The 23,051-nt window shown below is 40.2% G+C and carries 18 protein-coding genes; 4 read left to right on the top strand and 14 right to left on the bottom strand.

Features of this window, described 5'->3' with window-relative positions:
- Positions 1-213 (top strand): hypothetical protein (locus ACIQ2D_RS11125; protein ID WP_402863839.1); only part of this gene is annotated, 213 nt, incomplete at its 5' end.
- A gap of 49 nt (positions 214-262) precedes the next feature.
- Here the strand turns inward: ACIQ2D_RS11125 and ACIQ2D_RS11120 are convergent.
- The 6 genes from ACIQ2D_RS11120 to zapA all read right to left on the bottom strand — a co-directional run bounded on the left by ACIQ2D_RS11120 (position 263) and on the right by zapA (position 7,329).
- Entirely contained in the window at positions 263-1,174 is a 912-nt protein-coding gene (locus tag ACIQ2D_RS11120) for a nuclease-related domain-containing protein (protein WP_402863836.1), read from the bottom strand.
- Between the two features lie 747 nt (positions 1,175-1,921).
- On the bottom strand, positions 1,922-2,335 hold the full coding sequence (locus tag ACIQ2D_RS11115) for a DUF350 domain-containing protein (protein WP_402863833.1): 414 nt from the start codon (positions 2,333-2,335) through the stop codon (positions 1,922-1,924).
- Positions 2,336-2,368: 33 nt separating this feature from the next.
- Positions 2,369-4,735: an endonuclease MutS2 gene (locus ACIQ2D_RS11110; protein ID WP_402863830.1), complete on the bottom strand. Its 2,367-nt coding sequence runs from the start codon at positions 4,733-4,735 to the stop codon at positions 2,369-2,371.
- Positions 4,736-4,753: 18 nt separating this feature from the next.
- Positions 4,754-6,463 carry a DNA polymerase/3'-5' exonuclease PolX gene (polX, locus tag ACIQ2D_RS11105; protein WP_402863827.1) on the bottom strand — a complete coding sequence of 570 codons (1,710 nt, stop codon included), beginning with the start codon at positions 6,461-6,463 and terminating at the stop codon, positions 4,754-4,756.
- A 60-nt stretch (positions 6,464-6,523) separates the two neighbouring features.
- Complete coding sequence (locus ACIQ2D_RS11100; protein WP_402863824.1) at positions 6,524-7,063, bottom strand: CvpA family protein; 540 nt, start codon at positions 7,061-7,063, stop codon at positions 6,524-6,526.
- Between the two features lie 5 nt (positions 7,064-7,068).
- On the bottom strand, positions 7,069-7,329 hold the full coding sequence (zapA, locus tag ACIQ2D_RS11095) for a cell division protein ZapA (RefSeq protein WP_402863821.1): 261 nt from the start codon (positions 7,327-7,329) through the stop codon (positions 7,069-7,071).
- A gap of 147 nt (positions 7,330-7,476) precedes the next feature.
- Here zapA and rnhC point away from each other — a divergent pair, with 147 nt between their 5' ends.
- Positions 7,477-8,412, top strand: coding sequence for a ribonuclease HIII (gene rnhC / locus ACIQ2D_RS11090; protein ID WP_402863818.1), 936 nt, complete (start codon positions 7,477-7,479; stop codon positions 8,410-8,412).
- A 239-nt stretch (positions 8,413-8,651) separates the two neighbouring features.
- Here the strand turns inward: rnhC and ACIQ2D_RS11085 are convergent, their stop codons facing one another.
- The 6 genes from ACIQ2D_RS11085 to ACIQ2D_RS11060 all read right to left on the bottom strand — a co-directional run bounded on the left by ACIQ2D_RS11085 (position 8,652) and on the right by ACIQ2D_RS11060 (position 16,389).
- Positions 8,652-9,590, bottom strand: coding sequence for a nuclease-related domain-containing protein (locus ACIQ2D_RS11085; RefSeq protein ID WP_402863815.1), 939 nt, complete (start codon positions 9,588-9,590; stop codon positions 8,652-8,654).
- Positions 9,591-9,754: 164 nt separating this feature from the next.
- Positions 9,755-10,384, bottom strand: coding sequence for a MerR family transcriptional regulator (locus ACIQ2D_RS11080; RefSeq protein WP_402863812.1), 630 nt, complete (start codon positions 10,382-10,384; stop codon positions 9,755-9,757).
- Positions 10,385-10,495: 111 nt separating this feature from the next.
- Positions 10,496-12,910 carry a phenylalanine--tRNA ligase subunit beta gene (pheT, locus tag ACIQ2D_RS11075; protein ID WP_402863809.1) on the bottom strand — a complete coding sequence of 805 codons (2,415 nt, stop codon included), beginning with the start codon at positions 12,908-12,910 and terminating at the stop codon, positions 10,496-10,498.
- Between the two features lie 15 nt (positions 12,911-12,925).
- Positions 12,926-13,963 (bottom strand): phenylalanine--tRNA ligase subunit alpha, encoded by a 1,038-nt coding sequence (pheS, locus tag ACIQ2D_RS11070; RefSeq protein ID WP_402863806.1) that lies wholly within the window; start codon positions 13,961-13,963, stop codon positions 12,926-12,928.
- 394 nt (positions 13,964-14,357) lie between these two features.
- Positions 14,358-15,797 carry an N-acetylglucosamine-specific PTS transporter subunit IIBC gene (gene nagE, locus ACIQ2D_RS11065; protein ID WP_402863803.1) on the bottom strand — a complete coding sequence of 480 codons (1,440 nt, stop codon included), beginning with the start codon at positions 15,795-15,797 and terminating at the stop codon, positions 14,358-14,360.
- A gap of 109 nt (positions 15,798-15,906) precedes the next feature.
- Positions 15,907-16,389 (bottom strand): PTS sugar transporter subunit IIA, encoded by a 483-nt coding sequence (locus ACIQ2D_RS11060; RefSeq protein WP_402863801.1) that lies wholly within the window; start codon positions 16,387-16,389, stop codon positions 15,907-15,909.
- Positions 16,390-16,638: 249 nt separating this feature from the next.
- Between ACIQ2D_RS11060 and ACIQ2D_RS11055 the strand changes: the two genes are divergently transcribed.
- Positions 16,639-17,034, top strand: a complete 396-nt coding sequence (locus ACIQ2D_RS11055) for a (deoxy)nucleoside triphosphate pyrophosphohydrolase (protein WP_402863798.1) — start codon at positions 16,639-16,641, stop codon at positions 17,032-17,034.
- Between the two features lie 34 nt (positions 17,035-17,068).
- Entirely contained in the window at positions 17,069-19,954 is a 2,886-nt protein-coding gene (locus tag ACIQ2D_RS11050; RefSeq protein ID WP_402863795.1) for a DEAD/DEAH box helicase, read from the top strand.
- Between the two features lie 352 nt (positions 19,955-20,306).
- On the opposite strand, the gene ACIQ2D_RS11045 is transcribed toward ACIQ2D_RS11050, so the two are convergent.
- Together ACIQ2D_RS11045 and ACIQ2D_RS11040 are read right to left on the bottom strand one after the other, a co-directional pair.
- Positions 20,307-22,328: a HAMP domain-containing sensor histidine kinase gene (locus ACIQ2D_RS11045; RefSeq protein ID WP_402863792.1), complete on the bottom strand. Its 2,022-nt coding sequence runs from the start codon at positions 22,326-22,328 to the stop codon at positions 20,307-20,309.
- Positions 22,315-23,001, bottom strand: a complete 687-nt coding sequence (locus tag ACIQ2D_RS11040) for a response regulator transcription factor (RefSeq protein ID WP_402863789.1) — start codon at positions 22,999-23,001, stop codon at positions 22,315-22,317. The genes ACIQ2D_RS11045 and ACIQ2D_RS11040 overlap by 14 nt, the downstream gene beginning before the upstream one ends.
- Between the last annotated feature and the right edge of the window lie 50 nt (positions 23,002-23,051).

Here is a 23,051-nt window from a genome sequence, read left to right as displayed (position 1 = left end):
CTGAGCGATGCGTTGCTCGACCTGAGCGATGCGTTGCTCGACCTGAGCGATGCGTTGCTCGACCTGAGCGATGCGTTGCTCGACCTGAGCGATGCGTTGCTCGACCTGAGCGATGCGATGCTCGACCTGAGCGTGGCGTGGCTCGACCTGAGCGCGGCGATGCCCGACCTGAGCGCGCGTGACTTGACCCGAGCGGTGTGTTGCTCTACCTGAGCGATGCGTGACTTGACCCGAACGGTACAAGTTTCATCGTTCAACTACTCTATAGTTGATATAGCATCTGATTATTTTGGCCCTTTCTTTCCGTACAATAATCTTGCAATAACCTTTTCGTGATATGTCTATTTGGTAGTTCTAAAAAGTGACGGGCTGTTTCTGTATTGATTTGGTCATTGATTAACATACGATAGTCTTGTAAAGCTTGATGATGTGCCGTTTTGTCATACATTTTACAGTGAGTGCAAAACCAATTTTTCTTATTTCGAATTAACTTCTTCTGTATACACTGACGACAGTAAACACCTTTTTTAATAGCCTGAGGATCAATATTGTAGTAAGTACAAAATGAAGGTATTTGATATACACGATGGTGTTCCATTAAAAGATGCCCAATTTTTTCAGATGGAATTTTCGATTGTGACTGCTTGTTCAGTACATGCTGTCTTAGAAAATGGGCCAATTCACGTATCATTAAAACTGGAAATTGCCCCTCATCATATTGAATTTCCGCATTATTAAACGGAAAAACGATAACCCCCGTTACATCTACTTGAACCTGTTGCCGTTTAAAAAATTTATCCAAACCAAAAACATATTCCTCAAGTTGGATTTCAGGATGATTGAAGATATGCCGCTCTCCAGTTTCTAATGTACGTATCAATTGACGAGGCTTTAGCTTCAATTGAATACTACCTCGAATATTTTTACTTTCAATAATCACAACATCATAAGGTGTAATCACGACAATATCTAGTTGAATTGGTATGGGTGCAGGTAGAGAAATATTGTGCAAAATCACAATCTCTAATGTATTCGCTAATTTTTGTAACTGTTTAATAATATGTTGCTCTCCAAAATCACCCGCTTCTTGTTGTTGCAATTCTTGTGAAAATTTAGTGTAAAGTGGATGGCTTGTATCTAGCCGCTGTATTAATGTGCGCAGTCCTTTTATCATAAACGCCTCCTCAAAAGTTTTCAAAATCATCCTCTCACTCCTTCTTTTTGCCTCGACTATAGCAAGTTTTTAGGTTCATGCCTATACCTTTTCCAAAACAAAAAATTTGTCCCTTTCAAAACAAAGGTTTGCTGAAATTTCAGTAAAACTTGTGGATAAATGTAATGAGAAAAGCAAGGGTCCGGTATTTAGTGACCTTACCAGAACATTCACCCGGTCCTCCTGAGCGTTAAGCGATCTTACACGAGCGTTTCCCCAGTCTCCCTGAGCGTTGAGTGACCTTACACGAGCGTTTCCCCGGTCTCCCTGAGCGTTGAGCGATCTTACACGAGCGTTTCCCCGGTCTCCCTGAGCGGAAAAAGATCTTACCCGAGCGTTTCACCGGTCCCCCTGAGCGGAAAAAGATCTTACACGAGCGTTTCTCCGGTCTCTCTGAGCGGAAAATGACCTTACACGAGCGTTCCCTGGTCCACCTGAGCGGAAAATGACCTTACACGAGCGTTCACCTGGTCCACCTGAGCGGAAAAAGATCTTACCCGAGCGTTTCCCCGGTCCCCCTGAGCGGAAAATGACCTTACACGAGCGATAAGCATCGACGATTAATTTAAACAAAAAAACACATCCAAGATTCTTTCCTTGGATGCGCTGTATAGGTTAATTATTCATCATATAATAGACGCCGACTGCTAAAAATGCGATACAAACGACGATTAAAACTTTTGCCAATTTTTCCATATATCTACACTCCTATGCGATACTTGCACCAATGACAAATGACAGACCGACTGAAATAGTAAATGAAATAAGTCCGACTGAACGATTGTCGTTGGCGATTTCTTCATCAACATTAAAGCGCGGCGTCATAAATTCAAATAAGAAATATGCCACAATTAATAAAGTGAAACCAAAAAGGCCCCATCCAATCATTTCGCTCAGTGTATTGTGACGTTCAATGGCGTAGCGGAAAATATTACAAATCCCTAAAATTTTCCCGCCTGTTGCAAGTGCTACCGCGACGTTACCTTTTTTAATTTCATCCCAATTTTTATATTTCGTAACGACTTCGAATAATGCCATTGAGACGACTAAACATAATACAACAACACTAAAATACCCTGCCGTTTCGACAATTGGATAGTGCCAAAAGCTAGAATCTAGCATTTTCTCAGTCCCCTTTACCTTAATAATGTCTAGTTATTTCAATTCGACAACCGTGACTCCGAAACCACCTTCGCCCGCTTCACCAAAACGGAAGGACTTCACACGCTTGTGCTTTTTCAAATAACCCTGGATTCCTTGGCGTAACGCACCGGTGCCAACACCATGAATGATTGAAACACGACCATAATTGGCTAACAGGGCATCATCGATATACTTTTCTGTTCGAATCAATGCGTCTTCATAGCGTTCACCGCGTAAATCTAATTCTAGTTTCACATGGCTATCACGATTTTTGACACCAGCCACACGTTGGACTACTTCTTTTTCTGGCTTAATGTATTCTATATCGCTGTCAGCAATTTTCATTTTTAAAATACCCATTTGGACAACCCATTCGGCATCGGATATTTTTTCAAGTAATGTACCTCGTTGTCCATAGCTTAACACCTTTACTTCGTCGCCGACAACTAAGTTTTGCGCACGTGCTTTTACTTGTGCTGCTTTTTTCAATACTTTGTTGCTTTCTAGTGGTGCTGCTTCCTCTAGACGTTTACGTGCTTCGATAAGCTCATGTTCTTTGACTACTTGGTTGGCATTTTTGCGCATTTCACGAAGCTCTGCAATGATCGATTCGGCCTCAGCTTTTGCTTCATCTACAATTTTGCGTGCTTTTTCTTTTGCTTTCTTCTCGAGAGCTTCTTTGCGCTCATCATAGGCTTGTAGTTTCCCTTGTAGTTCCTCACGTAATGCTTCTGATTCTAACAGTAATGCATGGGAACGTTCGGCGTCGTCCTCAGACTGACGGCGAGATTCTTCAAGTGAAGCAATCATCGACTCGACTTCATGACGGTCTGTGCCAGTGAAGTTTTTCGCACGGTCAATGATTGATTCAGGTAAACCAAGGCGGCTCGAAATTTCGAAGGCATTTGAACGTCCCGGTACACCGATCAGTAAACGATAGGTTGGGCTCAATGTTTCAATATCGAACTCAACACTTGCATTTGCAACGCCTGGTCGATTATAGCCGTATGCTTTTAGCTCAGGATAGTGAGTTGTTGCCATTAAGCGAGCACCTCTACCGTGCACCTCATCTAAAATTGAAATTGCTAAGGCGGCACCCTCTTGTGGGTCCGTTCCAGCGCCTAATTCATCAAATAACACGAGTGATTCATGGTCGAAGTTTTTCAGAATCTCAACAATGTTCACCATGTGAGAAGAGAACGTTGAAAGAGATTGCTCGATCGATTGCTCATCCCCGATATCAGTAAATACTTGTTCAAATACAGCGAGCTCTGATCCATCTAATGCGGGTACTGGTAGGCCAGCCTGTGCCATTAATGTACAAAGTCCAACAGTTTTTAATGTTACAGTTTTACCACCAGTATTTGGCCCAGTGATAACTACCGACGTAATATCTTTTCCAAATTCAATGTCATTAGGGACAGCCGTTTCGATTGGTAGTAGTGGATGACGCGCTCGTACAAGGCGAATATAGCCATCTTTATTCACTTTCGGCTTTGTGCATTTATTAGCTTGACCATACTTACCTTTTGCTAAAATAACATCGATTTCACCTAATATTTTTACGAGATTGAAAAGGTCTGGTGCGACTTCCTCCACCATGGCACTGAGTGCTAATAAAATGCGCTCAATTTCCGCTTGTTCATTCATTTTTAAGCGGTGAATTTCGTTATTAGCTTGAACCACTGAATCTGGTTCGATGAATAGTGTTTGGCCAGAAGAAGATTGGTCATGCACAATACCGCCGTAATGATAGCGGTATTCCTGTTTGACTGGAATAACGTAGCGGTCATTACGAATCGTAACGATTGCATCTGACAGCATTTTTGTCGCATTACTGCCCCGTGTTAAGCTTTCCAGTTTAGATCTTACTTTCGCTTCTTCTGAACGAAGTGATTGACGGATTGAGCGTAGTGTTTGACTCGCTGAATCTGTCACGCCACCGTTGTCATCAATACAGTTATTAATTTCATGTTGTAAACCTGTAAGTACTGGCATTGATTCTTTTTTATCGATAAAAAGTGGAATTTCAATCGCAGCATCTGCTTCGATATCTTCGATGAAATTTCGAAGGATACGGCTTGCACGAATCGTACTCGACACTTCCATTAATTCCATCGCGGATAACATCCCACCAATTTGCGCACGTCTTGCCGCTGGGCGTATATCGAAAATGCCACCCAAAGGTACATTACCTTTGATACGTAAAATGGATAGACCTTCATCCATTTCTTCTAATAATTGCACTACTTTTTCAAAGTCCGTTTGTGGCACAAGCTCATCAATAGCAGACTTCCCGATAGAAGATGTACAATGTTTTGCCACTAACTGACGTACTTTTACATATTCTAGTGTTTTCAATGCGCGCTCTGCGATCATCGAGAACACCTCCTCAACCTATTTATTTCGTCTAATGAACGCCTCGAACTGCTCTTGCGTCCATGTATTTACAATCATATCTTTCTTCAACCAAGCTTTATTGGCATAACGAACACCTATATCCATAAAACGGAGCTGGTCAATCGCATGTGCATCCGTGTTGATCGCAACAGGTACACCTGCCGCTACCGCCATTTCCAAATGTTCTACACATAAATCTAAACGATATGGATTGGCATTTAACTCTAAAATTTTACCATATTCCTTCGCCCATGTAATGAGCTGCGCCATATCTGGATTGTACCCAGCGCGGTCCTCAATAATTCGGCCCGTTGGATGCGCGATCATGTGGACGTATGGATTTTGCATCGCTGTTAGTAGTCTTGCCATAATTTTGTCTTGTGATTGCGTAAAACTTGAATGGATTGAAGCAATTACAAAATCCAACTCACGCAATACGTCATCTTCAAAGTCTAAAGTGCCGTCGGGTAAAATATCCATCTCTGTTCCCGCATATAAATGAAAGTCTGGATGTGCCTTGTTAAACGCGTCGATTTCCACTCTTTGCTTTTCTAATCGCTCTGGTGTTAAACCATTCGCCACTTTCAAATACTGTGAGTGGTCCGTGATAACGCTATAGCGATAGCCACGCTCAATCAACGCCTCTCCCATTTCAGCCACTGAATATGCACCGTCTGACCAAGTTGTATGCATATGTAGATCCGCCACAATATCCTCTAACTTCACTAAATCAGCAATTTCTTCGGTACGTTCAAATTCCGTCTTACCTGTTCGTAAACTCGGTGGAATAAACGGTAAATCAAAGTGATTAAAAAATTCTGTTTCATTCGTAAATGTTAATACCGAGCCGTCTTCTTGTTCGACACCGTATTCACTAATTTTCTCGCCGCGCGATTTTGCAATTTGGCGCAAGCGTACATTATGATCCTTTGACCCTGTAAAATGATGCAATGCCGTGGCATATTCCGCATCTTTCACTAAACGGAAATCCACACTCACTGGCTCATCACGGTCTAAAATAACGGAAATTTTCGTATCACCAGCAGCCACAACTTCTTGTATCGCTAGCTCACTCAGTAACTTTTCACGTACTGCCTGGGCAGCCTCTGTTACGACAATGAAATCTACGTCCTTGCTCGTTTCAGCGGCGCGTCGGAAACTACCAGCTACAGAAAAACGCTCTACTTCTTCCATACTACTTAGAAGCGCTTCAATTTGTAAAACGACAGGCTCTAGTTGCCAAATAGGTAGACGCTCTGAACGATTTGCAAAGTTGGCCAGCTCCTTTAAAATCTTTTCTTCTGTTTTTGCTGCAAAACCAGCCAGCTCACGCACTTTTCCGGCCTCACACGCGGCTTGTAAGCTCTCTGCAGAATCGATCCCAAGCTCTTGATGTAGCTTGGCGATTTTTTTGCCACCTAGTCCTGGTAGCTTTAATAATGGTAGCAATCCTTTTGGCACAATCTCTTCTAGTTCTTTTAGTAAGCTCGATTCACCAGTTGCGATTAAATCTTCAATCACCGCCGCGGTACCTTTACCGATACCTTTTAGCTTTGTCACATCATCCATTTCACTTAGGGAACGCTCGTCGGTTTCAAGTGCCCCCGCTGCTTTTCGAAAAGCAGATACCTTAAACGGGTTTTCGCCTTGTAATTCCATATATAATGCAATTTTTTCGAGTGTACGAATAATTGTTTTTTTGTTCATGTGAAATTCCTCCTATCGTAAAAACACTTCCCTCAGGTGCAGAGAGAAGTGTACAGTTTGCTATTTCATATAAATATACCACCAATTTTGGAACATCTTCGTAATGATCGGTGTATGCTCCAAAATCAAACCTGACAACAGTGACTTCGACATTAAATTTTGAATTGGTGCGATTGGTAACAACGCCACCACATAGAGCGCGATAAACATCAATAAATAATACTCAACAACACCAAGAAGCCCACCAAGTAAACGATTTAATGATTGCAGTACCGGTAAATACGCGATAAAATCAAAAATTGAGGCTACAATTTGTAGTGTTATTTTCACGGCAAAGAAAATCACAGCAAACGCAATGACACGGTAAAACGTACTATCTAAATCTAAACTATCAATCACAACACCAAGACTTCCCGTTTCGGTTACACCCGGATACGGCACCCAGAACACAAATTTTTGTGCAAGAGGCTTATAATAAATGTACGCAACAATCAATGCAATCACAAAGCTAAGCATATGCATACTTTGGACGATTAAGCCACGTTTTGCACCAACTATTAGTCCAACAAGTAACACTATTAATATTATTAAATCAAGCATGCAATTCAACCCTTTAACTTTTTCAATTCTTCTTCTAAATCTTCCATTTGTTCCTTTAGTAGCAAATAATCATGAACAGTATTTGCAGCTGTTAGGACGGCTAATTTTGTACTATCAAGTGATGGATTATGTATGTTAATCTCGCGCATACGATCATCTACAATCGAAGCGACGAGCCGCATATGTCCAATTGATTCTGTGCCGACCATTTTATAAGTTTGCCCATATATTTCCACAGAAATTCTGTTTTTTTCTTGGTTTTCCATAGCCGCACCCTCCAATAAAATCTATTCGCTCACGATTTTAACTGTGAAATGAACAATATTTTTACCATCACATACAAAAAAGCTATTTCTTATCATACCATGAAAGGTATAAAATTGTGAACAATCAGGACAGAAAGGAATGGTTTTATGTCAAATATTGTACTTTTAATTCCCAGCAATGTGCAAAAAGAGGTGATGTCCTTCTATGCAAGCAATTTTGTGGAGCGTAAAGCGCCAGGCGTTATCTTCGCCGCAAAACTATCAGATACATCGATTACACTCTATAAATCTGGCAAACTAATGTTTCAAGGAGGCGGCGCAGAACGTGAAGCGGTACGTTGGGGACGCGAACAAACTAGCACGGTTGCAACAGGTGTAGCGGCAAAAATCGGAGCAAAAGGAGACGCTTTACCAGAGGGCTTTGCAGCTATGTCAGTCCTTGGCTCAGATGAAACTGGCACTGGTGACTACTTTGGTCCAGTCACAGTTGCTGCCGTCTATGTACCTGCTTCAAAAATCGAACTAATACATGAGCTCGGCGTGAAAGATTCAAAAATGCTAACGGACGACTATATGCGCCGCATCGCCCCTGATTTGCGTGCAGCCTGTGTTCACAGCGTGTTAGTGCTACGCAACGAAAAATACAATAAAATCCAAGCAAAGGGCTACTCCCAAGGAAAAATCAAAGCCATGATGCATAATCAGGCATTAGGTCACGTGCTAACGAAAATGGCGCCAGAGAAACCTGACCACATTTTGATTGACCAATTCGCGGAGCGTGGCGTGTACTACAATTACCTAAAAAATGAGAAGGAAGTTGTGCGTGAAAATGTGCTCTTTTCAACCAAAGCAGAACAATTGCACGTAGCCGTTGCGACAGCGTCAATTTTAGCACGTGCGTCATTTTTAAAAGAAATGGACCGCTTGAGTGAAGAAGCCGGCATGGAACTATTGAAAGGCGCTTCCGGAAAAGTAGATCTGATGGCGGCTCGCATTTGGAAGCAACAAGGTGAAGAAAAGCTCCGTGCTATGACAAAATGGCACTTTGCCAATACAGAAAAAGCTCGGAAAATGATGAAGTGAGGAGAGATTAAGGGATGGGTTGAGCGACCTGGACTCGATGTTGAGCGACTTTAAGCCAAACTTGAGCGACCTGAACCCGATGTTGAGCGACTTCAAGCCCAACTTGAGCGACCTAGACTCAATGTTGAGCGACTTCAACCCAAACTTGAGCGACCTAGACTCAATGTTGAGCGACTTCACATCAACATTGAGCGACCCAGGTAACAGGTTGAGCACCACACCCTCAACCATGCTCAATCTCACTTCAATATTTGATACACAGTATTACTTGTAACACCATTTTTCCGAAAACAGGTAGATTGCAGCATTCGTTTGACATGATGACGATTAGGTAGGCATAAAAATCGTTGGGCTTGTTGATTAGTAATTTGTTTGCTGATTAACAAGCTATAATCATGCAGTGCTTGAAGATGTGCATTTACATCTTGGTGTTGGCATTGGGGGCAAAGCCATTTAAATTTCTCACGCCGCATTTTGTCAAATTGGCAATTTGGACAGATTACACCCTGCTTTATATATTTCGGGTCAATTTTGTAGTAGTCACATAATGGGAATGGCATAAAAGGCTGATGGTGATGGAGAAGTAGTTGGATAATTTTACGACTATCAACTAGTGGATTTTTGGAGCTTCGTTGGCGTAGATAATTTGATAATTCGCGCAAAACAAGCACAGGAAATTGACCATCTTCATACTCAATACTGGCGTTGTTGAAAGGGAAAATGATGATACCTTCTACATTCATCTTCACCTGATGGCGATTAAAAAAATCCGACAAGTTGTATACATATTCCTCTAATTGAATCTCTGGATGATTAAAGATACTTCTCTCCCCATTATCAAGGACTCGTATCATTTGACGCGGCTTCATTTTCAGTTGAATATGCCCTCGGATATTTTTACTTTCTACAATTATTACCTCTGATGACGTGATGATTACGACGTCAAGTTGCATCGGAACTGGTTTTTGAATCGCTACATTATGTAGTACTTTCAGGTCAAGCGGGTATGACAGTTTTTCTAGTTGCCGCATGATAAATTGCTCACCATGATCACCTGCCTCAGCTTGCAGAACCTCTTTCAAAATTTTCGGGTAAAGTGGGTGGCTCGGCATTAATCTTCTCGCTAATGCACGCAAACCTTGTGTCATCGACGATTCTTCAAATGGCTTCATAATCATCGGAACCCCTCCCCTCCTTTTTTCACTCGACTATAACAAGGAATTCTATCCGTGCCTAGACACTTCTAGAAACTATTTTTTTCACTAAGGAAACCGCCCATAAATCTTAATTTCCGTGTTTTTTTGTGGATAACTAAAAAAGGAGGCAATTTAGTTGCCTCCTTTTACTTGTTCAGTATCCGTGCGAAGAGACCTTTTTCAACGGGCTTTTCTTCGACAGTTTGTTCACGCTGCTCGACTTGCAGACGATTAAGGACATTCATAATCGCGCTATTTTGCTTTTCGACACGGTCGAGCTGTTGTTGATGCATTGCACTTGGTTCGTTCGCTTTTTCCAGTAAATGCTGCATCATTGAGCCTAGCTCTTGCTTTAATGTATTATTTTGCGCCATTAATAGCTCATTCTGTTGACGCTGTGTTTGAATAAGCTCCAGTAGCTGTGCATTTTGTTGCTCAATCCCATACACATGCCCAGCAAGCAGCTCCATTGACTGGCATAAATCATCGTACTTCGCTACTTCTAGCACTTGCTGTGGTGCGACACTTTCTAGCTTAAAACCTGGCGCAACCACAACCTGTGCGGCATCCTTCAACCTCATGCCTCGCTCTTTATTTAATGTGATTAACGCCTTAAAAATAGCGACATCTTTGTCAGTAAATTGACGATAATTGCGGTGATCGCGTTCCACCACATGGCCACATTCATCTAAAATTGCGACGTAATTATTGACAGAGGCTTTGCTAACCCCGACTAGTACGGCGAAATCTGCCGTCGTATATTTACTACTCTTCATACTTCTACGGTGCTCCTTCATCGTTGCTTATGTATTTGTACAAATTATAGCATTTTTATATGAAAAAAGGTTGCCCGACATATCTTTAGGCAACCTTTTTATCATAAATTATTAACGTACTTCTGTACCTTCGATTGTTGCGATGGCTTTTAGTACTTTATTGTGTGCTGCGACAACTTCTTCGTCCGTTAATGTACGTTCTGGATCGAAGTATGTTAATGAGAAGGCAACTGATTTCTTGCCTGCTTCCATTTTCTCGCCTTCGTACACGTCGAAAATACGGATGTCTTTTAGTAATTTTACTTTTGCTGCGCGAATCGCTGATACAACTTCGCCTGCTGCTGTTGCACGATCCAACACAAGTGCGATATCACGAGACATAGCTGGGAAACGTGGCACTGGTGTGTAACCTAGTGGTGCTTCGTTTGATGAAGCGGCTAGTAATGCCACTAAATTCATTTCCATCACATACGTATCTTTAACGCCCCATGCTTTTTCCTCTGCAGGGTGCAGGCCACCAATAATACCGACCTGCTCGCCGTCTAGTAAAATACTAGCTGTACGACCTGGGTGTAAGCCATCTACTTCTACTTTGGCAAATGAAATACGCTCGCCTAAGCCAAGTTTACCAACAACACCCTCTACTACGCCTTTTAAGACGAAGAAATCTACTGCTTTTTTCTCACCTTGCCAAGCATGATCTACCCATTTACCAGTTAACACAGCTGCAACATGTTCTTCTTCGTAAGGTAGACCTTCTGATGTTTGGCCTAAGAATACAGAACCCACTTCATATAGAGCAACTGAATCCGCACGACGCGCTACATTATAAGCTGCTGCTTCGATTAAATGCGGGATTAAGCTTTGACGTAGTGTAGAACGATCTTCACTCATCGGCATTAATAAACGAGTAACAGGCTCAGCTTTTAGGGCAAAGCGTTGAGATAAGCTTTCTGACGTTAAAGAATATGTTACTGCTTGATATAGTCCAGCACTTTCCATGAAGTTACGCACAACACGGCGTTTCGCTTGGTAAGGAGTTAAGCGTCCAACTTGCGCACCTTCTGGTAAAGTCATCGGGATTTCATCGTAGCCGTAAAGACGTGCGATTTCTTCCACGATATCTTCTTCGATTTTAATATCTTGACGACGAGTTGGTGCATCGACGATTAACATACCGTTCGCCGCTTCTACGTTGAATTTTAGACGCTCTAAAATTGCTAACATTTCTTCTAAAGAAATTTTCATACCTAGACGCTCGTTGATGAAGTCAGGTGATACAACAACACGTGCAGGCGTTTTATCTAATTCGTCTACGATACAAGTACCTTCAAGTACTTCACCGCCAGCTAGTTCAGCAAGTAATGCCGCTGCACGTTCAGCTGCAGGTAAAACACGGTTTGGATCGACACCTTTTTCAAAACGAGCAGAAGCATCAGAACGAAGACCTATTTCACGTGAAGTTTGGCGTACTGTTAAACCATCAAAGTAAGCAGATTCGATTACTACAGTTGTCGTCGTTTCTGTTACTTCAGAGTTCGCACCACCCATAATACCCGCGATTGCTACTGGCTCTTTACCATTTGTAATAACTAGATCAGACGCTTTTAATGTACGTTCTTGGTCATCTAAAGTCGTGATTATTTCGCCTTCTGTTGCTTTGCGAACAACAATCTCGCCTGTTGCAAGACTATCGTAGTCAAATGCGTGAAGCGGTTGACCGTACTCCATTAAAATGTAGTTTGTAACATCGACTACGTTATTGTGTGGACGTACGCCAGCTGCCATTAAACGGTGTTGTAACCACATTGGTGATTCAGCAACTTTCACGTTTTTCACAACTTTTGCTACGTACATAGGATTCGCTTGTAAATCTTCCACGCGAAGTTTTAATACGTCCTCCGCTTTTTCAGAAGATGTACTATATGAAATCTCTGGGTACTTTACTTCCTCAGAAAGAATTGCGCCAACTTCGTACGCTACACCTAGCATAGAAAGTGCATCTGAACGGTTTGGTGTTAAGCCTAGCTCTAACACTGTGTCGCGTAAGCCTAAAAGTGCAAGCGCATCAGAACCCGGCTCTGCATCTGCAGGTAATACATAAATACCCTCTGCATAAGCTTTCGGTACAAGCTTGCCTTCAATACCTAGCTCTTGTAATGAACAAATCATCCCGTTTGACTCATGCCCACGTAATTTTGCTTTTTTAATTTTGATGCCGCCTGGTAAATGTGCGCCAGGACGTGCAACGATTACTTTTTGACCTGCATCGACATTTGGTGCACCACAAATAATTTGTTGTGGCTCAGCTTCCCCAACGTCTACTTGGCAAATATTTAATTTATCCGCTTCAGGGTGTTTTTCTTTCGATACGACATGACCGACTACAACTTTATCCATACCACTTGCACGGTCGATTACTGCATCTACTTCAATCCCAGAGCGCGTAATTTTTTCTGCTAACTCTTCAGGTGCTAAGTCCTGAGTGTTTACATAATTTTTTAACCATTCTAATGAAACTAACATGTAATTTTCTCCTCCTTAGCCTTCCGTACGCTCGAATTGTGATAAGAAACGCGTGTCATTTGTATAGAAATGACGAATATCATCCACACCGTATTTCAGCATTGCAATACGCTCTGCACCCATACCGAACGCAAAACCAGAAACTTTCTTCGGATCATAGCCTGACATTTCTAGTACTCTTGGATGCACCATACCCGCACCTAAAATTTCAATCCAGCCAGTACCTTTACAGATGTTACAGCCTGAGCCGCCACACTTGAAGCAAGAAATATCCATTTCAACAGAAGGCTCTGTGAACGGGAAGAAACTTGGACGTAAACGAATTTCACGGTCTTCACCGAACATTTTCTTCGCAAACATACCTAAAGTACCTTTCAAATCACTCATGCGAATATTTTCGCCGATTACAAGACCTTCAATTTGCATGAATTGATGTGAGTGCGTTGCGTCATCATTGTCGCGACGGAAAACTTTCCCTGGGCAAATAATGCGGATTGCTTCACCTTTTTTCGCTTCCATTGTACGCGCCTGAACTGGAGACGTCTGTGTACGTAATAATATTTCCTCGGAAATATAGAATGAATCTTGCATATCACGTGCAGGATGACCTTTTGGTAAATTTAGTGCCTCGAAGTTATAATAGTCTTTTTCCACTTCAGGGCCTTCTGCGATCTCGTAGCCCATACCGATGAATAAGTCTTCAATTTCTTCAATAACACGTGTTAATGGATGACTGTTACCAACTTTAATAGCACGACCCGGTAATGTTACATCGATTGCTTCAGTTGCTAATTTTTCAGCAATTGCTGCCTCTTCAAGAACAGCCACTTTAGCCTCAAGCTGAGCTGTCACGTTTTCACGTACAGTATTCACTAAAGCTCCCATTTTCGGGCGCTCCTCAGCCGATAATTTACCCATACCTTTTAATAAATCCGTAATTGGACCCTTTTTCCCTAAATACGCCACACGCACATCATTTAATTCTTTTAAGTTTGCTGCTGTTTCAATCTTCGCTAGCGCTTCTTGCTCTAACTGTTTTAATTGCTCTTCCATGTGTAAAACCTCCTTGACTCATCTCGATAAAAACAAAAAACCCCGCCCCTATGAAAGGGACGAGGACATAATTCGCGGTACCACCCTAGTTATTGCACGACAAAATTACATGCAATCACTTCATTGACATAACGACTAAGATTAAAGCCGGCTTACCTTTACAGCAAAATGCTGGTCCCGGTAGCTGCTCACAGGCTGAATTCAAAACTGCATTGGCACGGCGTCGGCTTTCAATCTGCGGCCTACGCTCCCTGTCGTCCATTCACAATCTTTACTACTTCCCGGTCAAAGCATTTATTATAAATTATTTACATTCAAATGTGATTATACAATAATATGGCACTGCAATTCAAGAGGAATACCATCCTCATGAAAGTCTATCGACAATTATCCGTTACTTTTTCAACTTTGCCATCTCATCTGCAACAAACTGTACATTCGTACCAACAATGACCTGAATGCTGTGCGGTCCTATAATATTAATGCCAAACACGCCGGTGTCTTTAATCTGCTTCTGATTGACCCTCCCCATCTCCTTGACTTCAATACGTAAACGCGTCGCACAATAGTCAATAGATACGACATTAGCAGAACCACCTAAGCCTTCGTAAATATCAGCGGCTAACTTTGCGAAGGATTTATCCGATGAAATTGCTGAGAATTCCTCCTCTTCATCTTCACGACCTAGCGTTTTCAAATTAAATTTCACAATTAAGAATCTAAATACAAAGTAGTAAATCACGGCAAACACTAACCCTTGCAACACCAACATGAGTGGCATATTGGCCAGTGGCAATTGCATGCTTAAGATATAATCGACAAACCCTGCACTAAAGCTAAACCCTGCAGTCCACTGGAAAGAAGCCGCGATGAATAAAGAAAGACCCGTTAACGCCGCATGCACCACATAAAGCATAGGTGCTAAGAACATGAATGAAAATTCAAGTGGCTCAGTAACACCTGTAAAGAATGATGCAAAGCCTGCTGCAAGCACTAAAGATGCGACTTGCTTTTTCCGTTTAGTTTTCGCTGTATGATACATTGCAAGACCTGCAGCCGGTAAGCCAAACATCATGACTGGAAAGAAACCAGCTTGATACATGCCCGTTACCCCTTTAACACCAGAGCCATCCCAGAGCTTCCCGATATCATCAATACCTATTGTGTCAAACCAGAATACAGAATTTAATGCATGATGTAAGCCCGTAGGAATTAATAGACGGTTAAAGAAACCATACAAACCAGCACCTGTAGCACCTAAAGCACTAATGCTTTCACCGAATGATACCAATGCGCCAAATACAATTGGCCAAATATAAAATAACAGTGCGGAAACAAAAATCATCACGATAGATGACATGATTGGCACAAGTCGCTTGCCACTAAAGAACGCTAAGAAATCAGGAAGCTTGACTTGACTAAAGCGATTATACATCGCTGCTGCTATCAACCCTGAAAGAATACCTATAAATGCATTATCAATCTTATCAAACGCAGCATCCACACTCTCCACATCCACACCTTGCAAAAGCGCAACCGTGTCCGTTGACAGCATTGTCGTCACAACTAAAAAAGCCACCAAACCACTAATCGCCGCCGAGCCGTCCTTATTCTTTGCCATCCCAAAGGCAACCCCGACTGCAAACAAAATCGGGATATGATCAATAATCGACGCCCCCGCCTTGATTAAAAACGCCGCTACTGCACTACCCGAACCCCAGCCAGTAGGAGAAGGGTCAATCCAATATCCAATCCCCATCAAAATTGCCGCTGCAGGCAACACAGCAACCGGTAACATTAAAGAGCGACCAAGTCTTTGTAGATACTTCTTCATTAGAAACGATCCCCTTTTCATAGTTAATGAGGTACAGTTTTCAAGAAAAAATAAAAGATGAGCGCATTTGCCTTTCTTTGATGACTGAGTGAGTGCACCTCCCTTTTTCTTATTTCGGATAGACAGTCATTAACAATGTTTCGCCCATAATACCTTCCTTTGACCCTTCGTATTGTATTTGTCGCGTTGCACTATTTGTGATGATAATTGGTGTGATGATACTCTTTGCATTTGCCTCTATAAAATCCCAGTCTACTGCGACTATTAATTGCCCAATAGAAACGATATCCCCCTCTTTTACTAAGACGGTAAAACCCTTTCCTTTTAGCGAAACCGTTTCCAAACCAATATGAATTAATATTTCTGTGCCATCCTTAGAACGTAGACCGATCGCATGCTTCGTTTTGGCAACAAGCATAACCGTTCCATTTATCGGTGAGTGAATATGGCCTTTAGTAGGCAAAATCGCCAGCCCCTCACCTAGCATTTTTTCTCTAAAAATAGGATCAGGTACTTCCTCAAGCGGCACAATCTCTCCGTCCACAGGTGCATAAATGTACAGCTTTCGTTTCCCAAATAATTTCGACAGCATACGCTCGACCTCCTTTGCATGTATCACGATAGAAGGAATCAAAAAATGTATACTCCACTATATTGTTTTGTCGGATGATGCAGAACAGAGGAAAGCACTAAAGGCATAAAATAATCAAGACTAAGTAACTGTTACAGGATTATTTGAATAATAGTTCATTTCTACATAAAATATTTCCTCATAATTGCTGCTCAATTTCCGTATTTCAGCTATGATTAATTTATAAAAATAACTTAGGGTGATAAATTAATGAAAAAAAACGTACATGTAGTCGGCGCAATAATTGAAAATGAGAAGAAAGAGATCTTTTGCGCACTAAGAAGTCCCGAAATGATATTAGCAAACTATTGGGAATTTCCTGGTGGCAAAATCGAAGCTGGGGAAACACCTGAACAAGCGTTAGCACGAGAAATTACAGAGGAATTCAATTGCTCCATTGAGGTTGGTGACAAAGTAGAAGATACTACTTACGAGTATGAAAAGGTGATCGTACGCTTAGAAACTTATAAAGCCAAACTTTTAACAGGTGAACCTATAGCTTTAGAACACGCTGAAACAAAATGGGTTCCTCGCGAGCAACTCCTTCAACTAAACTTTGCGCCTGCCGATATACCAGCAGTTGAAAAATTAATTAGGGAAAATTAAGACTTAGCAAATTAAATGGAACGGTGTGTGGAAAATGGAGCAACTGATTCGAAAAATAGAAAATTCTTTACATAAAGGTTTTATCGATCAAACTAAACCAGTATCAACACAATTTAAGCCAAAACTATTAACGAATAAATCTTATGAAAATGTATTATCTACTTTGCTCCAAGAATTAAAAACGTGTCAAACCTTTACTTTTTCAGTCGCTTTCATTACCGAGGGTGGATTAGCAACTTTAAAAACAATGCTCTATGACCTTCAACTAAAAGGCATTAAAGGTCGTATATTAACATCTACTTTCTTAAACTTTAATCAGCCGAAAATGTTCACTGAGCTATTGAAACTTGAAAATGTTGAAGTCCGTCTAACTGGAGTCAAAGGCTTTCATTCAAAAGGATATATTTTCGAACATAAAGACTATTATTCTTTAATAGTAGGAAGTTCGAATTTAACCGACAGCGCGTTAAAAGCTAATTACGAATGGAATGTATTTTTAACTTCTTTAGAAGATGGCGAAGTGATCCAGCACTTTAAAAACCAATTTGAAGGGGCATGGAATGAAGCAATTCCTTTAACAGTAGAGTGGATTAGTAACTACAAACAAAACTATGAGCTTCAACCATTTATTAGACAAACTACAACCAATGCATTGGAGCTTAACGCACAATATTTAACAAATGCTCTAGCCGATAGCTTAGCCATTCAGCCAAACAAAATGCAAACGGCTGCACTTGAACAATTAAAAAGCCTTCGTGCAACTGGAGCCAAAAAAGGCATGATTATTTCAGCAACAGGTACAGGGAAAACGTATTTGTCTGCATTTGATGTCCGTAATTTCGCCCCTAAAAAAATGCTCTTTGTTGTACATCGTGAACAAATTTTAAAGAAAGCTCTTCAAGATTATCGAAAAATTCTAGGAGGACATGAAGATGATTTTGGCATTCTCTCAGGTAATTCGAAAGACACAAATGCCAAATACTTATTTGCGACCGTCCAAACTTTATCTTCAGATCGACATTTACAACAGTTTGCAAAAGAGGAATTCGACTATATTTTAATAGATGAAGTACATCGTGCAGGCGCAAATACTTACCAAGCAGTTCTAAATTATTTCGAACCAACATTTCTACTTGGTATGACAGCAACGCCTGAACGTACTGATAACTACAATATTTACGAACTATTCGATTACAACATTGCCTATGAAATTCGTCTGCAGGCCGCACTTGAAGAAGACATGCTCTGCCCTTTCCACTACTTTGGCGTGACAGACTATGAAAAAGATGGCGAAACTATTGACGATGCGACCAAGTTGCAAAATTTAGTTTCCCACGAACGTGTCCAACATATCATTGAAAAGATCAATTACTACGGATTCTCTGGCGATAAAGTACGCGGTTTAATGTTTTGTAGCTCTAAAGATGAAGCACATTCTCTTTCTAGCGCTTTAAATAATGAAGGGTTAAAAACAATAGCACTTACGGGGGACACTACACAATCTGACCGTGAAGAAGCCATTCGTAAATTGAATAGCAGTGAACTGCAATATATTTTAACAGTCGATATTTTTAATGAAGGAATCGACATACCTTTTTTAAATCAAATCGTTATGCTGCGTCAAACTCAATCTAGCATTATTTTTATCCAACAGCTAGGTCGTGGTTTACGTAAACATGATTCTAAAGAATATGTCACTATTATCGATTTCATTGGCAACTATAAGAACAACTATTTAATCCCGATTGCTCTTTCTGGCGACCAATCTATGAATAAAGATAACGTGCGCCGCAAAACGGTAAACACCGATTACATTCAAGGCGTTTCAACTATTAATTTTGAAGAAATCGCAAAGAAACGAATTTTCGATGCCATTAACAATACAAATTTATCGACTTTAAAAATATTAAAAGATACTTACAGTGAAATGAAAAATCGTCTTGGTAGAACCCCGACAATGCATGATTTCATCGAGCAAAACTCTCTAGATCCTGAAGTGATTGTAGGCTATGCAGATAATTATTATGCATTTCTTTTAAAAATGAAGGAAGAAATAGCATCACTCGCAGATTACGAATTAGCTGTACTAACTATGCTCTCGAAAGAAGTTTTGAATGGCAAACGAATTCATGAGGTTTTATTGGTGGAAGCACTGCTACACTCTGACTCTCTTAGCAAAGAAGATTATATTACTTCATTAAAAGAATTTGGTACGTATTATGATGAAGAAACAATCAAATCTGTCGAGAATATGTTTTCGTTAAACTTCCATGTGACAAATGATAAGAAAAAGTTCGGGATGAAACCAATTATTGAATTGAAAAATAATCAATATCAATTCAACGAAGAGCTTCAATCCAGTTTACGTGACTCATTCTATAAAGCGTTTTTTGAGGATATTGTAACGTGTGCACGTATTAAAAATGCACAGTACGATTCTACTCGTCCACTGACTCTCTATAAAAAGTACTCCCGAAGAGATGTTTGTCGCTTGTTGAATTGGGCCAAGGATGATTCATCTACCATTTATGGATACCGAACAAAGCATGGCACTTGCCCGATTTTCGTTACGTATCATAAAAAAGAAGAAGTAGATTCAAGTGTAGCCTATGGAGATGAATTTTTATCTCCCGAATTATTCCGATGGTTTACACGTAGTAAATTGACACTGGCATCTAATGAAGTAAAAACAATTTTAGCTGCTAAAGAAAGTGGTCTGGACATTCATCTATTCACGAAAAAAGATGATGGTGAAGGCTTCGACTTTTACTATATGGGCACTACTACTATTGCAGAAAATAGCCCGAAAGAAGAAAAAATGTACGACAAAAACCAAAAACAAATTCCGGTTGTCACAATGAACATGGTACTCGAACAACCTGTCCAGTACGATATTTATCATTACTTGGTGGAGGAATAATAAAAAAGATGACACTTAAGGTGATTTTCATTCTTAAGGTCATCTTCTTTATTTATGGTACGGTTCACCTTTATTTGTCTAAGTGCGTTTTTTTATGAAAACAAAAGAACCTTATCCATTTCACAATAATAAGGTTCTTTTAAAATTTGATTAAATTTTTCGATCTGTACGTCGATTCTTACCTTCAGTATTTTTTCTAAATATCCCCGATTCTCTAATTCTCTAGCATAAGCATGTTTCTCTAAACCTGAAGAACGTTGAAATTTCCCTACAACATCTCTATCACTTTTAATAGATACACCTATACACAGAAAAGGAATAGGACACTCATATATCCTATTCCTTTTCTACATTATTCATTTGGGAATTTCGGTAGATAAATCATCGCTTTAAATAAATCACCATCTACTTGCACTAAGAACTTGCCGTGCTGGATGTGAATAAGGCTTTCTGCAATCGACAACCCTAATCCGCTACCTTGGCTTGATCTAGATTCATCCCCTCTTTTAAAGCGTTCCATTAGCTCATCCACTGAAATATTTAATTCATAGGCTGAAATGTTTTTAAATGTCACGCGTATTTCATTCCCTAAATCTTCAACATCAATATATACTCTTGATGCAGGCAGTGCGTATTTAAAAATATTCGAGAATAAGTTTTCGATGGAGCGCCATAGAAGTTTACCATCGGCCTTCACATACACCTTTTCTGTTGGGTAGGCTAACTTAAAATCTAATGCCGACGCTTCAATTTTTTCACCCATTTCTCCTATTCCTTGCGTTAGTAATGATAGGATGTCAATCCGTTCTATCTGAACAGGCATACTGCCACTTGACGCTTTAGCTGCTTCAAATAAATCATCCGTTAAGACCTTGAGTCTTTTCGATTTTTGATCTAACACGTCTATATATTCAGCAATTAGTTCAGGATCGTTTTCTATTTTTAATAAATCGACATACGTAATGATTGACGTTAAAGGCGTTCTGATATCATGCGAAACATTCGTAATGAGCTCTGTTTTTAAACGCTCGCTCTTGATCTCACTATCCACCGACTTTTTTAAACCATCTGTAATACGATTAATATTCGCTGCAAGTTGGCTAAACTCTCCTTTTCCGTCTACTTCAATTCGATGATGGAGATCCCCATTCTTAATTTGCTCTACGCCTTCTTTAATGCGGTTAAACGACTTCACCTTTTTCATCGCAAACCAGGCAGCGAGACCTATGGTAATCGGAAACACGAAAAACGTTGCCGCAACTACTATTGGATAGCCAATGACAAGCAGCACGGTTTTCACACCTACACTGCCATTATCAAATACATTTTTCACCGCACGAAAAACCTTTTTGAGCATTTGATAGATGAGTGTATGCTGAAGTAATGATCTATTTTTGAAATGCTTTACGAGCGATAAAATCATCAGTAAGGCAATGATAAAAATAGGTACTGTGAGAAGCGTGTACATATCTTGCAACACTTCAACAACCATTGCTATCCACATCGCTGTTAAACTAACGACTATCACAATATTGAGATCATTATATAGTTTGTCGATGGCATGGAAATGAACTTCTTTATCTTTAAATGACTTTCTTCCAATAACTATGATTAAATATACAAAAGATACAATAAACCCTGCTAGAAATACAATGAATTCATTAAGAAAACTTTTGGCAATCGCTTTGTCATTTTCCCATTCCTTCATTTTTTGTTCTAAGAAAGGTTTTTTAAACGCCACATAAATGACGTCTGTTTGTGGATTCAACTGTTCAACTTGATGTGTAAAGTAATCCAAGTACCTGCTTTCTTTCACTTCATTTGGATAAAGCTTTTGTTGATAATTCTCAAATAGCATATATGCACCAAATGATTCAAATTGCTCTTTCTTATTTAGTTCACCATTAGAGAATACATGTTCACCGTCACTCGCATAAAACACGATTCCTTCATATGTTTCTAGTGTGCTGCGTAACCGATGAAATTCTCTTACTTGTTCTCTCATGATTGCGTCTTTTTCACTATTTATTTCATCTGCATATTGTTCTTGATAGATGCGCTCATTTTCCTCTTTACTCAAATTCGGATTATAATTGTATTCATAACGGAAAACATCGTCTTCTGTTAATGTCTTGCCGCTTAAAATATGTTCTTCACTTTTGTAATTGCCGATTAATTGCGCCAAGGAGGAAATAAGGCTGTAACTTTCATCAGCGAATGCGCGGCTTTCAAAATAATTATCTTGATTTATACTACTAAGATGAACCTCATTCAATTCCATGTTGATAATTGCCTTCGCTGTACCCGTTAAACAAGCGACGGCAATCAGAAACACAACTACTTTCGTAATGAGTGCATGACTAATATTTCTCAACTTTATACCCAACTCCCCATACAACTTTTAAATATTTCGGCTCTTTCGGATTAATTTCAATTTTTTCTCGGATCTTTCGAACATGAACCGAAACCGTATTTTCTGGATTAATGGCCTTTTCATTCCATACCTTTTCATAAATCTCTTCAATTGTGAATACTCTCCCAGCATTTGCTGTGAGAAGCTTTAATATTTTATACTGCACCGGTGTCAGATGAACCTCTTCTTTATCAACTGTAATGACTTTCTGTTCATCATCAATCATGAGCCCGCCCGTTTGCAATACATGACTTCTCACCTCAAGACTCCCAAATGTTGTATACCTTCTTAGCTGCGATTTCACTCTGGCCATAAGTTCTAATGGATTAAACGGCTTGGCCAAATAATCATCTGCTCCGATATTTAATCCGAGTATTTTGTCATAATCCTCCGACTTAGCTGAAAGCATAATTAACGGAATCATATGATCTTGCCGAATCTTCATCGTCGCCGTAATCCCATCCATTTTTGGCATCATAATATCCATAATAATGAGGTGGATCACATGATCTCGAATAAGATCGATTGCTTCCATACCATTGTAAGCTTTGAATACTTGATAGCCCTCATTTTCTAAATAAATGCTAATCGCCCGTACAATTTCTTTATCATCATCACAAATCAAAATGTTCAACTACATTCACTCCTCCATCGCTTTAGGCTCACGTGATCACCCTATAGGAT

The organism is Lysinibacillus sp. NPDC097287, assembly GCF_044761695.1.
Lineage (GTDB): Bacteria > Bacillota > Bacilli > Bacillales_A > Planococcaceae > Lysinibacillus.
Note: the sequence above shows the minus strand (reverse complement) of the source record. Positions and strands in the feature narration are given on the sequence as shown.